This is a genomic window from Kribbella pratensis (genome assembly GCF_004366075.1).
In the GTDB taxonomy this organism is placed as follows: Bacteria; Actinomycetota; Actinomycetes; order Propionibacteriales; family Kribbellaceae; genus Kribbella; species Kribbella pratensis.
Window position 1 is genome coordinate 362,519 of record NZ_SODU01000004.1, and the last position, 15,152, is coordinate 377,670.

The 15,152-nt window shown below is 67.9% G+C and carries 13 protein-coding genes; 7 read left to right on the plus strand and 6 right to left on the minus strand.

Features of this window, described 5'->3' with window-relative positions; translation table 11 throughout:
- Positions 1–10 precede the first annotated feature (10 nt).
- From EV137_RS34185 to EV137_RS34205, 5 genes are all read left to right on the plus strand, one after another.
- Positions 11–910, plus strand: coding sequence for a carbohydrate ABC transporter permease (locus EV137_RS34185; RefSeq protein WP_238175753.1), 900 nt, complete (start codon positions 11–13; stop codon positions 908–910).
- On the plus strand, positions 907–3,501 hold the full coding sequence (locus EV137_RS34190) for an exo-rhamnogalacturonan lyase family protein (protein WP_134132224.1): 2,595 nt from the start codon (positions 907–909) through the stop codon (positions 3,499–3,501). Before EV137_RS34185 ends, EV137_RS34190 begins: the two co-directional genes overlap by 4 nt.
- A complete protein-coding gene (locus EV137_RS34195; protein WP_134132225.1) occupies positions 3,474–6,167 on the plus strand; it encodes an exo-rhamnogalacturonan lyase family protein in 2,694 nt (897 codons plus the stop codon). Before EV137_RS34190 ends, EV137_RS34195 begins: the two co-directional genes overlap by 28 nt.
- Before the next feature lie 10 nt (positions 6,168–6,177).
- Positions 6,178–7,179 carry a rhamnogalacturonan acetylesterase gene (locus EV137_RS34200; protein WP_134132227.1) on the plus strand — a complete coding sequence of 334 codons (1,002 nt, stop codon included), beginning with the start codon at positions 6,178–6,180 and terminating at the stop codon, positions 7,177–7,179.
- Between the two features lie 66 nt (positions 7,180–7,245).
- Positions 7,246–8,043 carry a hypothetical protein gene (locus EV137_RS34205; RefSeq protein WP_134132228.1) on the plus strand — a complete coding sequence of 266 codons (798 nt, stop codon included), beginning with the start codon at positions 7,246–7,248 and terminating at the stop codon, positions 8,041–8,043.
- A 3-nt stretch (positions 8,044–8,046) separates the two neighbouring features.
- On the opposite strand, the gene EV137_RS34210 is transcribed toward EV137_RS34205, so the two are convergent.
- From EV137_RS34210 to EV137_RS34230, 5 genes are all read right to left on the minus strand, one after another.
- On the minus strand, positions 8,047–8,811 hold the full coding sequence (locus EV137_RS34210; protein ID WP_134005741.1) for a YebC/PmpR family DNA-binding transcriptional regulator: 765 nt from the start codon (positions 8,809–8,811) through the stop codon (positions 8,047–8,049).
- A 44-nt stretch (positions 8,812–8,855) separates the two neighbouring features.
- On the minus strand, positions 8,856–9,449 hold the full coding sequence (pdxT, locus tag EV137_RS34215; protein ID WP_134132229.1) for a pyridoxal 5'-phosphate synthase glutaminase subunit PdxT: 594 nt from the start codon (positions 9,447–9,449) through the stop codon (positions 8,856–8,858).
- Positions 9,446–9,991, minus strand: a complete 546-nt coding sequence (locus EV137_RS34220) for a DUF6891 domain-containing protein (protein ID WP_238175754.1) — start codon at positions 9,989–9,991, stop codon at positions 9,446–9,448. The genes pdxT and EV137_RS34220 overlap by 4 nt, the downstream gene beginning before the upstream one ends.
- Positions 9,992–10,023: 32 nt before the next feature.
- Positions 10,024–10,935 (minus strand): pyridoxal 5'-phosphate synthase lyase subunit PdxS, encoded by a 912-nt coding sequence (gene pdxS / locus EV137_RS34225; RefSeq protein WP_134132231.1) that lies wholly within the window; start codon positions 10,933–10,935, stop codon positions 10,024–10,026.
- A gap of 72 nt (positions 10,936–11,007) precedes the next feature.
- Entirely contained in the window at positions 11,008–12,360 is a 1,353-nt protein-coding gene (locus EV137_RS34230; protein WP_134005747.1) for an aminotransferase-like domain-containing protein, read from the minus strand.
- Positions 12,361–12,495: 135 nt separating this feature from the next.
- Here EV137_RS34230 and EV137_RS34235 point away from each other — a divergent pair, with 135 nt between their 5' ends.
- Entirely contained in the window at positions 12,496–14,151 is a 1,656-nt protein-coding gene (locus EV137_RS34235) for a bifunctional 3'-5' exonuclease/DNA polymerase (protein WP_134132232.1), read from the plus strand.
- 70 nt (positions 14,152–14,221) lie between these two features.
- Positions 14,222–14,380 (plus strand): hypothetical protein, encoded by a 159-nt coding sequence (locus tag EV137_RS40860; RefSeq protein ID WP_166680092.1) that lies wholly within the window; start codon positions 14,222–14,224, stop codon positions 14,378–14,380.
- Positions 14,381–14,593: 213 nt separating this feature from the next.
- Here the strand turns inward: EV137_RS40860 and EV137_RS34240 are convergent, their stop codons facing one another.
- Positions 14,594–15,082, minus strand: a complete 489-nt coding sequence (locus EV137_RS34240) for a hypothetical protein (RefSeq protein WP_134005751.1) — start codon at positions 15,080–15,082, stop codon at positions 14,594–14,596.
- Between the last annotated feature and the right edge of the window lie 70 nt (positions 15,083–15,152).

The following is a 15,152-nucleotide window of genomic DNA, read 5'->3' on the forward strand; positions in this document are numbered from 1 at the left end:
GAGGACCACGATGAAACCCATCATGAAGCAGCGAGTCCGGTACTACGACTCGGTCGGCAGCCGCGTGTTCGACGTACTGAATGTCGTGGTGCTGACCGCACTGGCCCTGGTGACGGTGCTCCCACTGCTCTACGTGCTCGCCGGATCGTTCGCGACCGAGTCCGAGATCAGCTCGCGGCCGTTCTTCCTGTGGCCGCACAAGTTCGTCACCGACACGTACCACTACATCTTCTCCACCGACACGTTCGTCCGCGCGTTGCTGACGACGGTCGGTGTGACCGCGGTCGGCACGGTGATCCAGTTGCTGCTGACGCTGACCATGGCCTATCCCCTGGCGAAGCGGTTCCTGCCGGGGCGGGCGCTGGTGCTGAACCTGGTGATCTTCACGCTCGTGTTCAGCGGCGGCATGATCCCGACGTACCTCGTCGTCCGGGATCTGGGGTTGCTGGACTCCTACTGGGCGCTGATGCTGCCGCTGGCGATCAACCCGTTCTACCTGATCGTGGTGAAGAGCTTCTTCCAGGAGTTGCCGGAGGCGCTCGAGGAAGCGGCCCGGATCGACGGGTGCAACGAGCTCAACGTGTTCCTGCGGATCGTGCTGCCGTTGTCGAAACCGATCATCGCGACGTTCTCGCTGTTCTACGCGGTCGGCATCTGGAACGACTACATGTCGCCGCTGCTCTACATCGACGACAGCAAGAAGTGGACGTTGCAGATGATCGTCCGCCAGTTGACCGCGGCGAACGCGGACTCCGCGAACGTGCTGCAGCAACTGGAGACGGTGACGTTCCCCGAGCAGGGCCTGAAGTTCGCGGTCGTCGTGGTCGCGACGCTGCCGATCCTGTTCTTCTACCCGTTCCTGCAGAAGCACTTCGCGAAGGGCGTGCTGATCGGGTCGGTGAAGGAATGACCACACTGCAATGGCTGGAAACACCTTGTCGACAAGGAGTTTCCTGGGGCGTCCCGTGGGCGCGAGGCACAGTTGCCGAGGGCACCGAGTTCAGGTTGTCCGACGGTACGCCGGTGCAGAGCTGGACGACTGCGAGGTGGCCGGACGGCTCGGTGAAGTGGTCCGCGCACGCGATCGGGCCGTCCGAGCAGCCCGAGTCGTCGTACGAGCTGGTCGTCGGTGCGCCCGCGATGCCGGCCCAGCCGGTTCAGGTGGAACCGGCCGACGGCGAGCTGCGAGTCACGACCGGATCCTTCGCGTGGGTGCTCAGGCAACCGGGGTTGATTGCATCGATCAGCTACGACGGTCAGGAAGTCGTGCGGGACGTTCGGCTGGTGAGCCTGCGGCAGGACGCTCCGGACGACGACCTGGGCGGAGCCCGGAAGCAAACGACCGCGACGGTGGATCGCATCACTGTGGAGCAGGACGGCCCGGTGCGGGCCGTCGTCCGGCTCGAGGGCAAGCACGGCGACTGGCTGCCGTTCTCGGTGCGGCTGTACTTCTACGCGGGCGCTGCCGACGTACGGATCGTGCACAGCTTCGTCTGGGACGGCGATCCGGACCGGGACTTCTTGGCCGGTCTGGGGCTCAGCGCGGACGTCGTGATGCGCGACGAGCCGCACAACCGCCATATCCGGCTCGCGGGACCGTCGGGGTTCCTGACCGAGGCAGTGCGCGGTCTGACCGGTCTGCGTCGCGATCCGGGCGAAGAGGTACGACGTACCCAGGTCGCCGGCGGTGACGTAGAGGCGATCCCGAACCCGGAGGTGGCCGACCGCCTGCACCTCATCCCGCAGTGGAACGACTACACGCTCGACCAGACCAGTGCGGACGGTTTCACGCTGCGGAAACGTACCGGCGCGGGACAGGGGTGGATCACCATCCCTTCCGGCACCAGAGCGCCCGGCTACGGGTACGTCGGCGGCGTGAGCGGCGGACTGGGCTTCGGGCTGCGTGATTTCTGGAAACTGCACCCGACCCGGCTGGACATCCGCAACGCAGCCACCGACGTCGCCACGGCCACAGTGTGGATGTGGTCGCCCAGTGCGCCGGCCATGGACGTGCGCTACTGGCACGACGGCATGGACCAGGACACGTACGCCGAGCAGCTCGAAGGACTCGAGATCACCTACGAGGACTACGAGCCGGGCTTCGGCAACGCACACGGTGTCGCCCGAACGCATGAGCTCAGCCTGCGGGTGCACAACACCACACCGTCAGCTGAGGACCTGTCGGAACACGCAGCGCTGCTCAACTCGCCTGGACTGCTCACTGTCTCTCCTGCACGTTTGCTGGAGGCAGGTGTGTTCGGCACCTGGAGTCTGCCCACTGCAGACCACCAGGACATCGAGGCCCGGCTGAACTTCCTCTTCCAGTACTACGTCGGTCAGCGCGAGCAACGCCGCTGGTACGGGTTCTGGGACTACGGCGACGTCATGCACACCTACGACAGCGACCGGCACACGTGGCGGTACGACGTGGGCGGGTTCGCCTGGGACAACTCGGAGCTCTCCCCCGACCTGTGGCTCTGGTACCAGTACCTGCGGACCGGGCGGGCCGACGTGTTCCGCTTCGCCGAGTCGATGACACGGCACACCGGTGAGGTCGACGTACATCACCTGGGCCGCTGGAAGGGCCTGGGGTCGCGTCACAACGTGCAGCACTGGGGCTGCAGTTGCAAGCAGGTGCGGATCTCCAGTGCGATCTACCGGCGCGTCTACTACTACCTGACCGCGGACGAGCGGACAGGTGACCTGATGGACGAGCTCGCGACGATCGAGGAGGCGTTCCTCGTCGTCGACCCGCAGCGCAAGGTGCGGCCGGACGTCTACTCCCCCGACCCGCACGCGCTGTCCATCGAGCTGGGCGTGGACTGGGGTGCGCTGGCCGCTGCGTGGCTCACGCGCTGGGAACGACACGGCGACGAGCGGGCCCGTGCACGGCTCGTGGGGACGATGTCCGACATCGCTGCGCTGCGCTACGGCTTCCTGACCGGTAGCGCGCGGCTGGATCTGTCCACGGGGCGGTTCGACACCAGCCGGGACACCATCGCGGTCTCCCACCTGTCCTCGCTCTTCGGGCTGCCCGAGATCTGTTCCGAGCTCATCGACCTGGACCTCGACGTACCGGGGTTCGAGAAGGCGTGGCTCGACTACTGCCGGCTGTACCTGCTGTCGCCTGAGGAGCAGACCGCAGAGCTCGGTCAGCCGTTGCAAGGCATCTCACTCGTCCAGGCGCACAGCCGGCTGGCCGCGTACGCCGCCGCGCGCACCGGCGACCCGGAGCTCGCCCGCCTTGCCTGGCGCAAGTTCTTCGTCGACGAAGGCGACCAGCTCAACCGCAACGCCATGCAACGCGAAGCCGAGTGGAAGACCACTCCCGTCGACGGCGCGCTGATGCCGGTCGACGAGGCCGCGTTCATCAGTACCAACGGCGCGTCGCAGTACGCGCTGGCAGCGATCCAGAACCTGTCCCTGATCCCCGAACACCGGAATGACTCCGGGAATGGCAAAGGTGGAACGGCATGGAGGTCTCCCGACGTACCGTCCTAGCAGGTATGGCCGCCGTACCTGCGGTGTCCCTGCTCGACAACATCCAACCCGCCGCGGCTGCTGAGGCTTCCGACGTGAAGCTCACCTGGCTGGAAGGCAAGCCCACCACAGCGGCTGTCACCACCTGGGGCACGCCCTGGCCCAAGGGCGCCGTACCAGCGAACCAGTCGTTCGCACTCAAGTCAGCTGACGGCGCCGACGTACCCGTTCAGAGCTGGCCGACCGCGTACTGGCCGGACGGCTCCCTCAAGTGGAGTGCGCACGCGATCGCAGTGGATTCACCTGCCGAGTCGTACACGCTCGGCCCGGGTACGGCGACCGCGCCGGCACGTCCCGTCACGGTGCAGAACGAGAAGCTGTACGTCGACGTCGACACCGGCGTGATCAAGGCGCGGATCCGGAAGAGCGGGACCGAGCTCATCAGTCACATCTGGCGTGGTGACGTGCTGATCGCGCGCAAGGGCGTGCTCGTCAACCTGAAGCAGGACAAGATCGCCGAGGACGAGGTCGGCGGCGCGGTCCGGGAGCAGTACGACAGCGACATCCAGAAAGTCACCGTCGAGCAGGCCGGCCCTGTGCGTGCGGTGGTGAAGATCGAAGGCCGGCACAAGTCACGCAAGGGCCTGACCTGGTTGCCGTTCTCGGTCCGGCTGTACTTCGTGGCCGGTGCGGAGAACGTGCGGATGGTGCACACGTTCGTCTACGACCGCGACGGGCAGAAGGACTACATCGCCGGGCTCGGTGTGCGCTTCTCGGTGCCGATGCGCGACGCGGCGTACGACCGGCATGTGCGCTTCGTCGGCGAGGGGCACGGGATGGTGTCCGAGGCGGTGAAGGGCATCACCGGTCTGCGGCGGGACCCGGGTGCCGTCGTACGGGCCGCGCAGATCGCCGGGACGAAGCTGCCGGATCCGGCGACGTGGGACCAGCGGGTGACGACCCGGCTGCAGTACATCCCCGAGTGGGGTGACTACTCGCTGAACCAGTTGACCGCGGACGGGTTCACGGTGAAGAAGCGGACCGCGAAGGGGTACGGCTGGGTCTCCGTCGACCAGGGCAAACGCGCCTCCGGGCTCGGGTACGTCGGCGGCGTGAGCGGCGGATTCGCCTTCGGACTCAGGGATTTCTGGCAGCGGCACCCGACGCAGCTGGACGTCCGGAAGGCAGCGACCGAGGAAGCCGAGGTGACCGTGTGGCTGTGGTCGCCGGCCGCCGGTGCGATGGACACGCGGTTCTACCACGACGGCATGGGCCAGGACACCTACCCGGAGCAGCTCGAGGGCCTCAACATCACCTATGAGGACTACGAGCCCGGGTTCGGTACGCCGTACGGCATCGCCCGGACGTCCGAACTGACGTTCTGGGCGCTGGAGGCGACGCCGTCGGCTGCGCGGCTGGGTGACCTGGCCGACCAGGTGCGGACGCCACCGCAGCTCATCGACCCGGTGGACCAACTGGTGAGCTCCCGGGTGTTCGGTGGGCTGTTCAGCCCGGTGGACCGGTCCGTGCCGGCGAAGAAGGCGATCGAGGACCACCTGGACTTCCTGTTCGACTACTACCGCGGGCAGGTCGAGTCGCGGCACTGGTACGGGTTCTGGGACTACGGCGACATCATGCACACGTTCGACGAGGACCGGCTGGTGTGGCGGTACGACGTGGGCGGGTACGCATGGGACAACTCGGAGCTGTCACCGGACCTCTGGCTCTGGTATGCATTCCTGCGGTCCGGTCGTGCCGACATCTTCCGGTTCGCGGAGGCGATGACGCGACACACCGGTGAGGTCGACGTCTACCACCTTGGTCAGTGGGCCGGCCTGGGTACGCGGCACGGCGTACAGCACTGGGCGGACAGCGCGAAGCAGCAGCGGATCAGTACGGCGGCGTACCGGCGGTTCTACTACTATCTGACGGCCGACGAACGTACTGGCGACCTGCTGTCGGAGCTGGTGGACTCGGACAAGACGTTCCTGGTGCTGGACCCACTGCGCAAGATCAGGACCGAGCCCTACACACCTGACCCGCATGCGCTGTCCATCGGCCTCGGTACGGACTGGAGCGGTCTGGCTGCTGCCTGGCTGACCGAGTGGGAGCGGCAAGGGCCCAAGGCTGCTGTAGCGAAGGCCAAGCTGCTCGGGACGATGGAGACGATCGGGGCGATGCCGAACGGGTTCGTCACCGGCAGCGGGCTGTACGACCTCGACACGGGTCGCTTCGCACCAGTGACCGAGAAGATCGTCAGCGTGTCCCATCTGAGCGCCATGTTCGGCGAGGTGGAGATCTGCGCCGAGCTGATCGACCTGGTGGACATGCCCGCCTTCGAGGCCGCCTGGCTGCAGTACTGCCGGCTGTTCAACGGCACCCGCGCCGAGCAGACGGAGGAGTGCGGTGCGTACTTCGGCAATCTGATCCTGCGGCAGGGACACGCCCGGTTGACGGCGTACGCCGCTGTCCGGCTGAACCGGGACGACCTGGCTGCTCGAGCGTGGAAGGACTTCTACACCGGCGACGGCTACGCCCCGAACCTCCCGTGGACCGCCGAGGACGTGAACACGACGCTCAACCCCACCAAGGCCGCCAAGTGGGTCTCCACCAACACCACAGCCCTCTACGGCCTCGCCGCCATCCAGACCCTTGCTCTGGTCGGCGACAAGATTGTGAACCCGTGACGTGGCCGCCATGCTGCGTTTACTCACCGCTGGGGTCGTGCTGGCCTTCGGCGTACAACCGATGACGGCTGCAGCGGCGGTCCCGGCGGAGTGCACCGGCGAGGCGCCGGTCACCTGCACGTACGACGTCCCGCCGGGCGACTACGACGTGAAGGTGGTCCTGGGCAGCGCGCGGGAACCTGTCGAGGTACTCGCGGAGGCCCGGCGGCTGATGGTGTCCGAGAGCTCGGAGCCGGTCCTGCGCTTCACGGTCAATGTGCGGGAACCGGAGGGACAGCAGAACGGGTTCGGTGGACCAGGTACGCCGGGCCTCACGTTGCGCTTGTCCGGGCCGGCTCCACTGAACGTCGTCGTGACACCGGCGCCGGTCAGCACGCGACGGCTGTTCCTGGCCGGCGACTCCACAGTCACCGACCAGGAGACAGCGCCGTACACGGGCTGGGGCCAACGACTACCGAGCCACTTCGGCCAGGAGTTGTCGGTGGTGAACCACTCGGGATCAGGTGAGAGCACGGTCTCGTTCCTCGCCGAGCCTGCAATGTGGGAGGCGCTGCGGCCACAGCTCGGGCCGCGGGACGTCGTACTCGTCCAGTTCGCCCACAACGACAAGCAGACGACCGCTGCGCAGTACCGGGCCAACCTGACCGAGATCGTGTCCGGCATCCGCTCCACCGGCGCGACCCCCGTCCTGGTGACGCCGATCGTGCGCCGGTGGTTCACCGGGACGAAGCTCAACTCGACGGGCCTGATCGTCAACGGTCTGGGCGTCGACCTCCCGGCCGAGATGCGCTCGGTCGCGGCGGCCGAGCACGTCGACCTCATCGATCTCACGGCACGCACGCAGGCCGTCGTCGAGGCGCTCGGGCCGGAGGCCGCCAAGGCGCTGTACCTGACCCGTGAGAAGCGCGACGACACCCACACGTCCGAGTACGGCGCCACCGTCTACGCCGGACTGGTCGCGGAAGATCTCGCGGCCCTGAACCTGATCGACGACCGTTACTGGAACCGATAGCAACTTTTCCGGCCCCGCCGGCATCTCTCTCATATCTGCACTGACGTGTGCGGGAGGGGGAGCAAGATGCTGAAACGTCGTACAGCGGCCGGCGCGATGGTGGGTGTGCTGGTCGTACTTGTCGCTGGTTGCCAGGGATCCGACCCGGCAACCAGCGACAACCTGGGGACCACGCCGACACCCACCCCGACGGCAACGTCCGTCACGCCGTCTCCGGTGGTGACACCGTCCACGCCGCCTGCCAGTACGCCGGCGAGCACGATCGCCGGGCTGTCCTCCGCGAAGATCCTGGCCAAGACCCAGGCCGCCGCGAAGGCCGCGACCAGCGTCCGGATGAAGGGTTCGATGACCGACGACGGCGACCGGATCGTGCTGGACATCCGGCTCGCGAAGGCCGGCGGTCAGGGCACGATGAGCATCAACGGCGCCGCGTTCTCGCTGATCGTCCTGGACAAGACGGCGTACCTGAAGATCAGCGACAAGTTCTGGCGTGCCCAGATCAAGAAGAAGGCCGACGCGGATGCCGTGATCGGGCTCGTCGGGGGCCGCTGGATCAAGACGTCCCTGACCGACCAGGATCTCGGTGAGCTCGCGGCGTTCGCCAGCAAGCCGAAGTTCTTCGACACGCTGTTCGAGCCGACCGGCACGCTCCGCAAGACCGCGCCGCGGACCGTCGACGGCGTCACCGCGATCGGTCTCCGCGACACCGACGGCACCCTCTGGGTCGACACCGTCACCGCGCGCCCGGTCCGCCTCGAGTCGTCCGGCACCGACGCGCTGACGTTCTCCGAGTACAACCAGGTCGCAACGCCGAAGGCCCCGCCGGCCGCTCAGGTGATCGACGGCAAGGCCCTCGGCATGTGAATCTCAGGCGTTGGCGGCTTCCATGATCTCGTCGCTGACGTCGAAGTTCGCGTACACGTTCTGGACGTCGTCGCTGTCCTCGAGGGCGTCGATCAGGCGGAAGATCTTGCCGGCGCCGTCGGCGTCCAGTTCGACCGTCATCGACGGGACGAACTGGACGTCGGCGGAGTCGTAGTCGATCCCGGCGTCCTGCAGCGCGGTCCGGGCCGCGACCATGTCGGTGGCCTCGGTGACGACCTCCCAGGACTCGCCGAGGTCGTTGACCTCGTCGGCGCCGGCCTCGAGCACGGCCTCCATCACGTCGTCCTCGGACAGCGACCTGCCGTCCTGGTCCTTGGCGACGACGATCACGCCCTTGCGGTTGAACAGGTACGCGACCGAGTTCGGGTCGGCGAGCGATCCGCCGTTGCGCGTCATCGCCGTCCGGACGTCCGCGGCGGCCCGGTTCCGGTTGTCGGTGAGGCACTCGACCAGCATCGCCACGCCGTTCGGGCCGTAGCCCTCGTACATGATCGTCTGGTACTCCGCGCCGCCCGCCTCGGCACCGGAGCCGCGCTTGACCGCGCGGTCGATGTTGTCGTTCGGGACCGAGGACTTCTTCGCCTTCTGGATGGCGTCGTACAGCGTCGGGTTCCCGCCAGGGTCGCCACCGCCCATCCGGGCGGCCACCTCGATGTTCTTGATCAGCTTCGCGAAGAGCTTGCCGCGCTTCGCGTCGATGACGGCCTTCTTGTGCTTCGTGGTGGCCCACTTGGAGTGGCCTGACATGGCGAACCCAACCCTTCTACCGCTGCAACTGACCTACGAACGACTCAGCGGCCGCGGACCAGCTCGGCGAAGTAGCCGTGCAGCCTGGCGTCCCCGGTCATCTCCGGATGGAACGACGTGGCCAGCAGCCGGTCGTGGCGAACCGCGACGATCCTACCCGTGGCGGGTCCCGACCTCACCGTCGACAATACCTCCACGTCCCTCCCGACGCGCTCCACCCACGGTGCCCGGATGAACACGGCGTGGTACGGCGAGTCCAGCGCAGCGAACTCCAGGTCCGCCTCGAACGAGTCCACCTGCCGCCCGAACGCGTTCCGGCGGACCGTCACGTCGAGCCCGCCGAGCGTCTCCTGGTCCGCGGTCCCGCCGGTGATCTCGTTCGCCAGCATGATCATTCCGGCGCAGGTGCCGAACACCGGCATCCCGTCCGCGATCCGCTTCTGCAGCGGCTCGAACAGTTCGAACGCCCGGGCCAGCTTGTCCATCGTGGTCGACTCGCCACCCGGCAGCACCATCGCGTCGACCTCCGCCAGCTCGGACGGACGCCGTACGGCGCGACCCTCGACACCGACCTGGGCCAGCATGGCCAGGTGCTCGCGCACGTTCCCCTGCAACGCGAAGACGCCGATCACTGTCATAACGTCACCCTCCGTTGCCAGTCGAGGGTGACCTCGATCCGGCCTTCGTCGAACACCGCGGGCAGGTCGTGCTGGTGCAGGAGCGCGAGTACGTCCTCCAGCAGCGGCTCCCCCGGTGCGACGTTCGCGGTGTCCGGGTGCCAGAGCTTCAGCTCGAGCATCCCGAAGTCCACGGCGTGCCAGACGTCGGTATCGGTGAAGAACACCAGCCCCTGCGGACTTTCCGCGGCCTCCAGCGCCTGCCGAGCGGCGTGGTGGTCCGACGTGTAGCGGACCACCACCAGGCCGAGACGCTCGAATTCCGCGAGTACGGCGTCCAACCGGTCCGGATCGGTCGTCGCGGGCCAGGTGGCGGCGTCCTCGTTGAGGTCCATGACCGCCTCGCCGATCAGCAGCGGTACGAGAGCGGCCGCGTCCATCGACGGCGCGTCCTCCTCCACCGCCTCGGTCAGCGCGGCGGTGATCGTCGCGTGGTCGGCATACCCGGACCGCACCAGGACGCGGGCCAGGCCGCGTAGCTCCCGGGCGGTCCGCTCGTCCACCGACGGCAGGCTGCCCGAGCTCTTGGCCGACGTCACCAGCCGCGCTCGGCGAGTCGGTGCGGCTGCGGGATCTCGTCGACGTTGATGCCGACCATCGCCTCGCCCAGACCGCGGGAGACCTTGGCGATCACGTCGGGGTCGTCGTGGAACGTGGTGGCCTTGACGATCGCCTCCGCGCGCTGCGCCGGGTTGCCCGACTTGAAGATGCCGGAGCCGACGAACACGCCCTCGGCGCCGAGCTGCATCATCATCGCGGCGTCGGCCGGGGTGGCGATCCCGCCCGCGGTGAACAGCACCACCGGCAGCTTGCCCAGCGCGGCGACCTCCTTGACCAGCTCGTACGGCGCCTGCAGCTCCTTCGCCGCGACGTACAGCTCGTCCTCCGGCAGGTTCTGCAGCTTGCGGAGCTCCTGGCGGATCTGGCGCATGTGGGTGGTCGCGTTGGACACGTCACCGGTGCCGGCCTCGCCCTTGGAGCGGATCATCGCCGCGCCCTCGGTGATCCGGCGCAGCGCCTCGCCCAGGTTGGTCGCGCCGCAGACGAACGGCACGGTGAACTGCCACTTGTCGATGTGGTTCGCGTAGTCGGCCGGGGTGAGCACCTCGGACTCGTCGATATAGTCCACCCCGAGGCTCTGCAGCACCTGCGCCTCCACGAAGTGACCGATCCGGGCCTTGGCCATCACCGGGATCGACACCGCGTTGATGATCGAGTCGATCATGTCCGGGTCGCTCATCCGGGAGACGCCGCCCTGGGCGCGGATGTCGGCCGGGACCCGCTCCAGCGCCATCACCGCGACCGCGCCGGCGTCCTCGGCGATCTTGGCCTGCTCGGCGGTGACGACGTCCATGATCACGCCGCCCTTGAGCATCTCCGCCATGCCGCGCTTCACCTTCGCGGTACCGACTTGCGGGCCGGTCTGGGGGGTCTGGTTCTCGGTCACTACATCCTCCTGGTCGTGGGCCTCATCTCCAGGTTAGGAGGTGGCGGGCCTCGATCTTCAGTCCACCCAGAATCAAGTGGACTGAAGAGCCTCGCCCAACCGGGCGACCACGAGCCTCAGCGTGGCCGGCGGCGCGGTGAACGGGATCCGGATGTGCCGGCGGTCGGTCGCATCCGGAGTGAACAGGTCACCGGCGCCGAGCAGCAGACCCTGTTCGCGGGCCGCCTCCAGGACGCGGCGAGCCCTCGTCTCGGTCAGCTCGAGCCAGAGCGTCATACCGCCCGTCGGCGTGGGCCACGCCACACCGTCGAGCGTCCGGAGTCCGGTCTCCAGGGCGTTCAGGTTGGCACGCAGCCGGGTCCTGCGGCGTCCGATCACCTTGTCGAGCTTCGGCACGATCGCCCGCGCCAGCAGGTCGTCCAGCGCGCTCGGCGACGCCACACTGAGTTGTGCCGCGGTGTTGATCCGCCTGCGGAGCTGCTTGCCGGTACGCACCCAGCCGACGCGCAGCCCGCCCCACACCGTCTTGGACAGCGAGCCGACACTCACGGTGCGCGGGTAGCGGCTCAGCGGATCGGCCTGCTCCCCACTTGCCAACCACAATGGTCGCATCGTCTCGTCACTGATCAGAGCGGCGCCGTACCTGCGTGCTATCTCGACCACAGCTTGGCGGCGGTCGGCCGGCAGGCTGAGCCCGGTCGGGTTGTGGTTGTCGGCCTGCAGGTAGATGACCTTCGGGCGATGGCGTCGGCAGAGGTGCGCGAGCTGGTCGGTGTCCCAGACACCCGCGGGCCAGCCTGCTACGTCCAGGCGGTATTTGCGGAGCAGGTCGAAGGCCGCCGGGTACGTCGGGGTTTCGGTGATCGCTACACCCGGTCCGAGGTCCAGCCCGGCCAGTGCGGCGTTCAGACCGGCTGCTGCGCCTACGGTGAGCGTCAGCTGCTCCGGCTCGGTCGGCACGCCCTCAGCGGTGAGGCGCTCGGCCAACGCCGCTCTGAGCTCTTGCGATCCACCTGGTGGCGGTCCGTCACCTCCCATGGCCTGTGGCAGCCCGTCCTGGACGATCTGCGCTGCCGCCTCTGCCACGTCATGCGGCGCGGCTGTCGTGGCGAACCGCAGGTCGAGCACCGGCCGGTCCCCCGCCGTCACCGTCGACGCCGGCGCCACAGGGTCCAGCAGCCGGTCCAGCGGCCGCACTACGGTCCCGGAGCCACGCTTGGTCTCCAGTACGCCGTCACGCCGCAGGTTCTCCAACGCGCGTACGACGGTCACGCGGCTCACCCCGAGCCGCTCCGCCAGCACCCGCTCCGACGGCAACCGCGACCCGATCGACAGGTCGCCACGCTCGATCCGCCGCAGCACGAGCCCCTCGACCTGCTCGGTCTTGGTCCCGTCCGCCGCCTCCAGATCCCCCGCCCGCCACATAAGTCCAGTCTCCCACAACTGGCCTGATCCCCGATCTTTGAGCACCCACCAACCGTTTTCCCGCCCTCGATCTGGTTGGTGGGTGCTCAAGGTTCGGGTGGTCAGAGTGTCGGTGGCGGGTGTGAGGATGTTGCTGTGGACGAACGGTGGCTGATCGCTCCGGAGGAGGGCGGCGGGGCGATGCTCGTCGCGCTGCATCCGGACGGGCAGCCGGCCGGGGAGATTCTGCGCGAGCCGGATCTGGTCGCGGCCGTCGCGTCGCGGCCGCAGGTCACGCGGTGGGTGTGGCGTTCGTCGACCGAGATCTATCCGCGGCTGCTGGCGGCCGGCGTCCGGGTTGAGCGGTGCTACGACATCGAGAACACCGAGGGCCTGCTGCTCGGCCACGAGGGCCGGCTCGGCGAGCCACGGTCCGCGGCCGCCGCGTGGGCGCGTTTGAGCGGTCTTCCGGTCCCACCCGATCCGCCGCTGCGCGCCGTCGTACCGGGTGAGCAGTCGTCGTTGTTCGAGATCGCCGTCGAGCCGATCCCGTTCGAGGCGTTGCTCCGGGTGTACGCCGACCAACTCCGACGGCACGACCTCGCCGAGTACCCGGATCGCATGCGGTTGCTCACGGCATCGGAATCGTCCGCGATGCTCGTCGCCGCGGAGATGGATCTCGCCGGGTTGCCGTGGAGCGCGGATGCGCATCGGGAGCTGTTGAACGAGTTGCTCGGTGAACGGTTCCCGGGTTCGGGCGAGCCGCGCCGGCTGACCGAGCTCGCGGACGAGATCTCCGCGGCGTTCGGGCACCGCGTGCGGCCCGAGCTGCCGGCCGACGTACTGAAGGCGTTCAAGCAGGCCGGGCACCAGGTGAAGTCGACGCGGAAGTGGGAGCTCGAGCACATCGATCATCCGGCGGTGGCACCGCTGCTCGAGTACAAGAAGCTGTATCGGATCTACACCGCGAACGGCTGGAGCTGGCTGAACGACTGGGTCCACGACGGGCGCTTCCGGCCCGGGTTCCTGCCGGGCGGCACGGTGTCGGGTCGATGGGTCACGAACGGCGGCGGCGGTCTGCAGATCCCGAAGGTGATCCGCCGCGCGGTGGTCGCCGACCCCGGCTGGCGGCTCGTCGTCGCGGACGCGTCGCAGCTCGAGCCGCGGGTGCTGGCCGCGATCTCGCGCGACCGGGCGCTGATGGAGGTCGCCAGCGATCCCGGTGATCTCTACAAGGCCGTTTCGGACCAGGCGTTCTCCGGAGACCGGGCACACGCCAAGATCGCCGTACTGGGTGCGATCTACGGGCAGACGTCCGGCGACGGCCTCAAGAACCTCGCCATGCTGCGCAAACGATTCCCGCAGGCAGTCCAGTACGTCGACGACGCGGCCCGCGCGGGCGAGGAAGGCCGACTGGTCCGCACGTACCTCGGCCGCACCTGCCCACCGAGCGGCCACCCGCTCGACGAAGCCATGCTCGAAGGTCCACCCGCCGACATCCCCACCACAGACCCGCGCCATGCGAGAGCCCGCGGCCGCTTCACGAGAAACTTCGTGGTCCAAGGCAGCGCCGCCGACTGGGCCCTACTGCTGCTGGCCGCCCTCCGCCAGTCCCTGACACCCCTCAAGGCCGAACTCGTCTTCCACCAGCACGACGAGGTCATAGTCCACTGCCCCGCCGAAGAAGCCGACCAGGTCACCGAAGCCATCCAACAAGCCGGCAACCTCGCCGGCACCCTGACCTTCGGCCCCACCCCCACCAACTTCGCCTTTGTTTCAGCGGTGGTCGAAAGGTACGCCGACGCGAAGTGACTTCGGATTGTTGACCCCCTGACCGTCGTACGTTTGGCGAACAACGAACAACGACAGCAGGAGGCGAGTCATGGCCAAATTCGGAAGAGCGGCGAAGAAAGAGGAAAAGAAGGAAACGAAGGCGCGCGGCAAGGACATCGAGACCGGCCAGAAGATCGACAACGGCGTAAAGATGTCCGGACGTGAGGCCGCACGCTGGGCCAAGCGGATGAACGGCCAGGGCAGGTAGTAGCGGATCACGCCGCCGCCACGGCGTCCGGAAAGCGCATTCTTCGTTGCCTTCCCGATTCTTTCTGCTATTGCTCAACCGGATACTCTCTCTCCGAGAGGCCGTATTTCCGTTTTCCACACGGAAGATGTCCAGTGCGAAGAAATTCTGGTTCAGGTAGCCGGCGAGGCGGGTTGGCGCCCGCCACGCGCGAAGAAGCCTCCTCGAAGGTGTTCATCGGCCGTCTTCGAGTTCGATGGTGGTGGGCATGGGGGCGTGGCCGGCCAGGCGGAACCAGGTGACGAGGCGGCGGTGGCGTAGGTCGCGGGTGGAGACCACGACGTCGTTGTGGAAGCGGCGGGCCAGTTGGACGCGGCGCATCGCGAGGGACAGTTCGCCGGCCCAGGGTTCGATGTCGGTGCCGGTGGCATGGATTGCTCGGGTGAGGGCGGACTCGGCTTGTTCGCGGAGTTCGAGCGCGTCGAGTGAGGCCGCCCGGGCGCGGTGGGCCGCGTCGAGGAGCAGAAGGGCGGAGGCCGGGTCGAGGATGTCACTGCCGGCCAGTTCCGCGACCAGGGCGGCGCGGCGCGCCAGCTCGGTCTCGAGTGATGCGCGGGCGAGCTCCACGCGGTGGTGCAGCCGGTCGAGCCGGCCGGCGGTCCAGCTCGCGTAGGCGCCGAACAACAGCAGCACCACACCCACCGCCAGCAGCACCCAAGACATCTCCACACCCCCATTCGATCACCGGCCGCTCCCCAACCCGCCGCTACGGCCCAACTTTGAGAACCCACCA

Excerpts from the sequence above, each read along its gene's own strand:
- EV137_RS34185 (WP_238175753.1), top strand. The coding sequence starts at position 11 with ATGAAACCCATCATGAAGCAGCGAGTCCGGTACTACGACTCGGTCGGC.
- EV137_RS34190 (WP_134132224.1), top strand. The coding sequence starts at position 907 with ATGACCACACTGCAATGGCTGGAAACACCTTGTCGACAAGGAGTTTCC.
- EV137_RS34195 (WP_134132225.1), top strand. The coding sequence starts at position 3,474 with ATGGAGGTCTCCCGACGTACCGTCCTAGCAGGTATGGCCGCCGTACCT.
- EV137_RS34200 (WP_134132227.1), top strand. The coding sequence starts at position 6,178 with ATGCTGCGTTTACTCACCGCTGGGGTCGTGCTGGCCTTCGGCGTACAA.
- EV137_RS34205 (WP_134132228.1), top strand. The coding sequence starts at position 7,246 with ATGCTGAAACGTCGTACAGCGGCCGGCGCGATGGTGGGTGTGCTGGTC.
- EV137_RS34210 (WP_134005741.1), bottom strand. The coding sequence starts at position 8,811 with ATGTCAGGCCACTCCAAGTGGGCCACCACGAAGCACAAGAAGGCCGTC.
- pdxT (WP_134132229.1), bottom strand. The coding sequence starts at position 9,449 with ATGACAGTGATCGGCGTCTTCGCGTTGCAGGGGAACGTGCGCGAGCAC.
- EV137_RS34230 (WP_134005747.1), bottom strand. The coding sequence starts at position 12,360 with ATGTGGCGGGCGGGGGATCTGGAGGCGGCGGACGGGACCAAGACCGAG.
- EV137_RS40860 (WP_166680092.1), top strand. The coding sequence starts at position 14,222 with ATGGCCAAATTCGGAAGAGCGGCGAAGAAAGAGGAAAAGAAGGAAACG.
- EV137_RS34240 (WP_134005751.1), bottom strand. The coding sequence starts at position 15,082 with ATGTCTTGGGTGCTGCTGGCGGTGGGTGTGGTGCTGCTGTTGTTCGGC.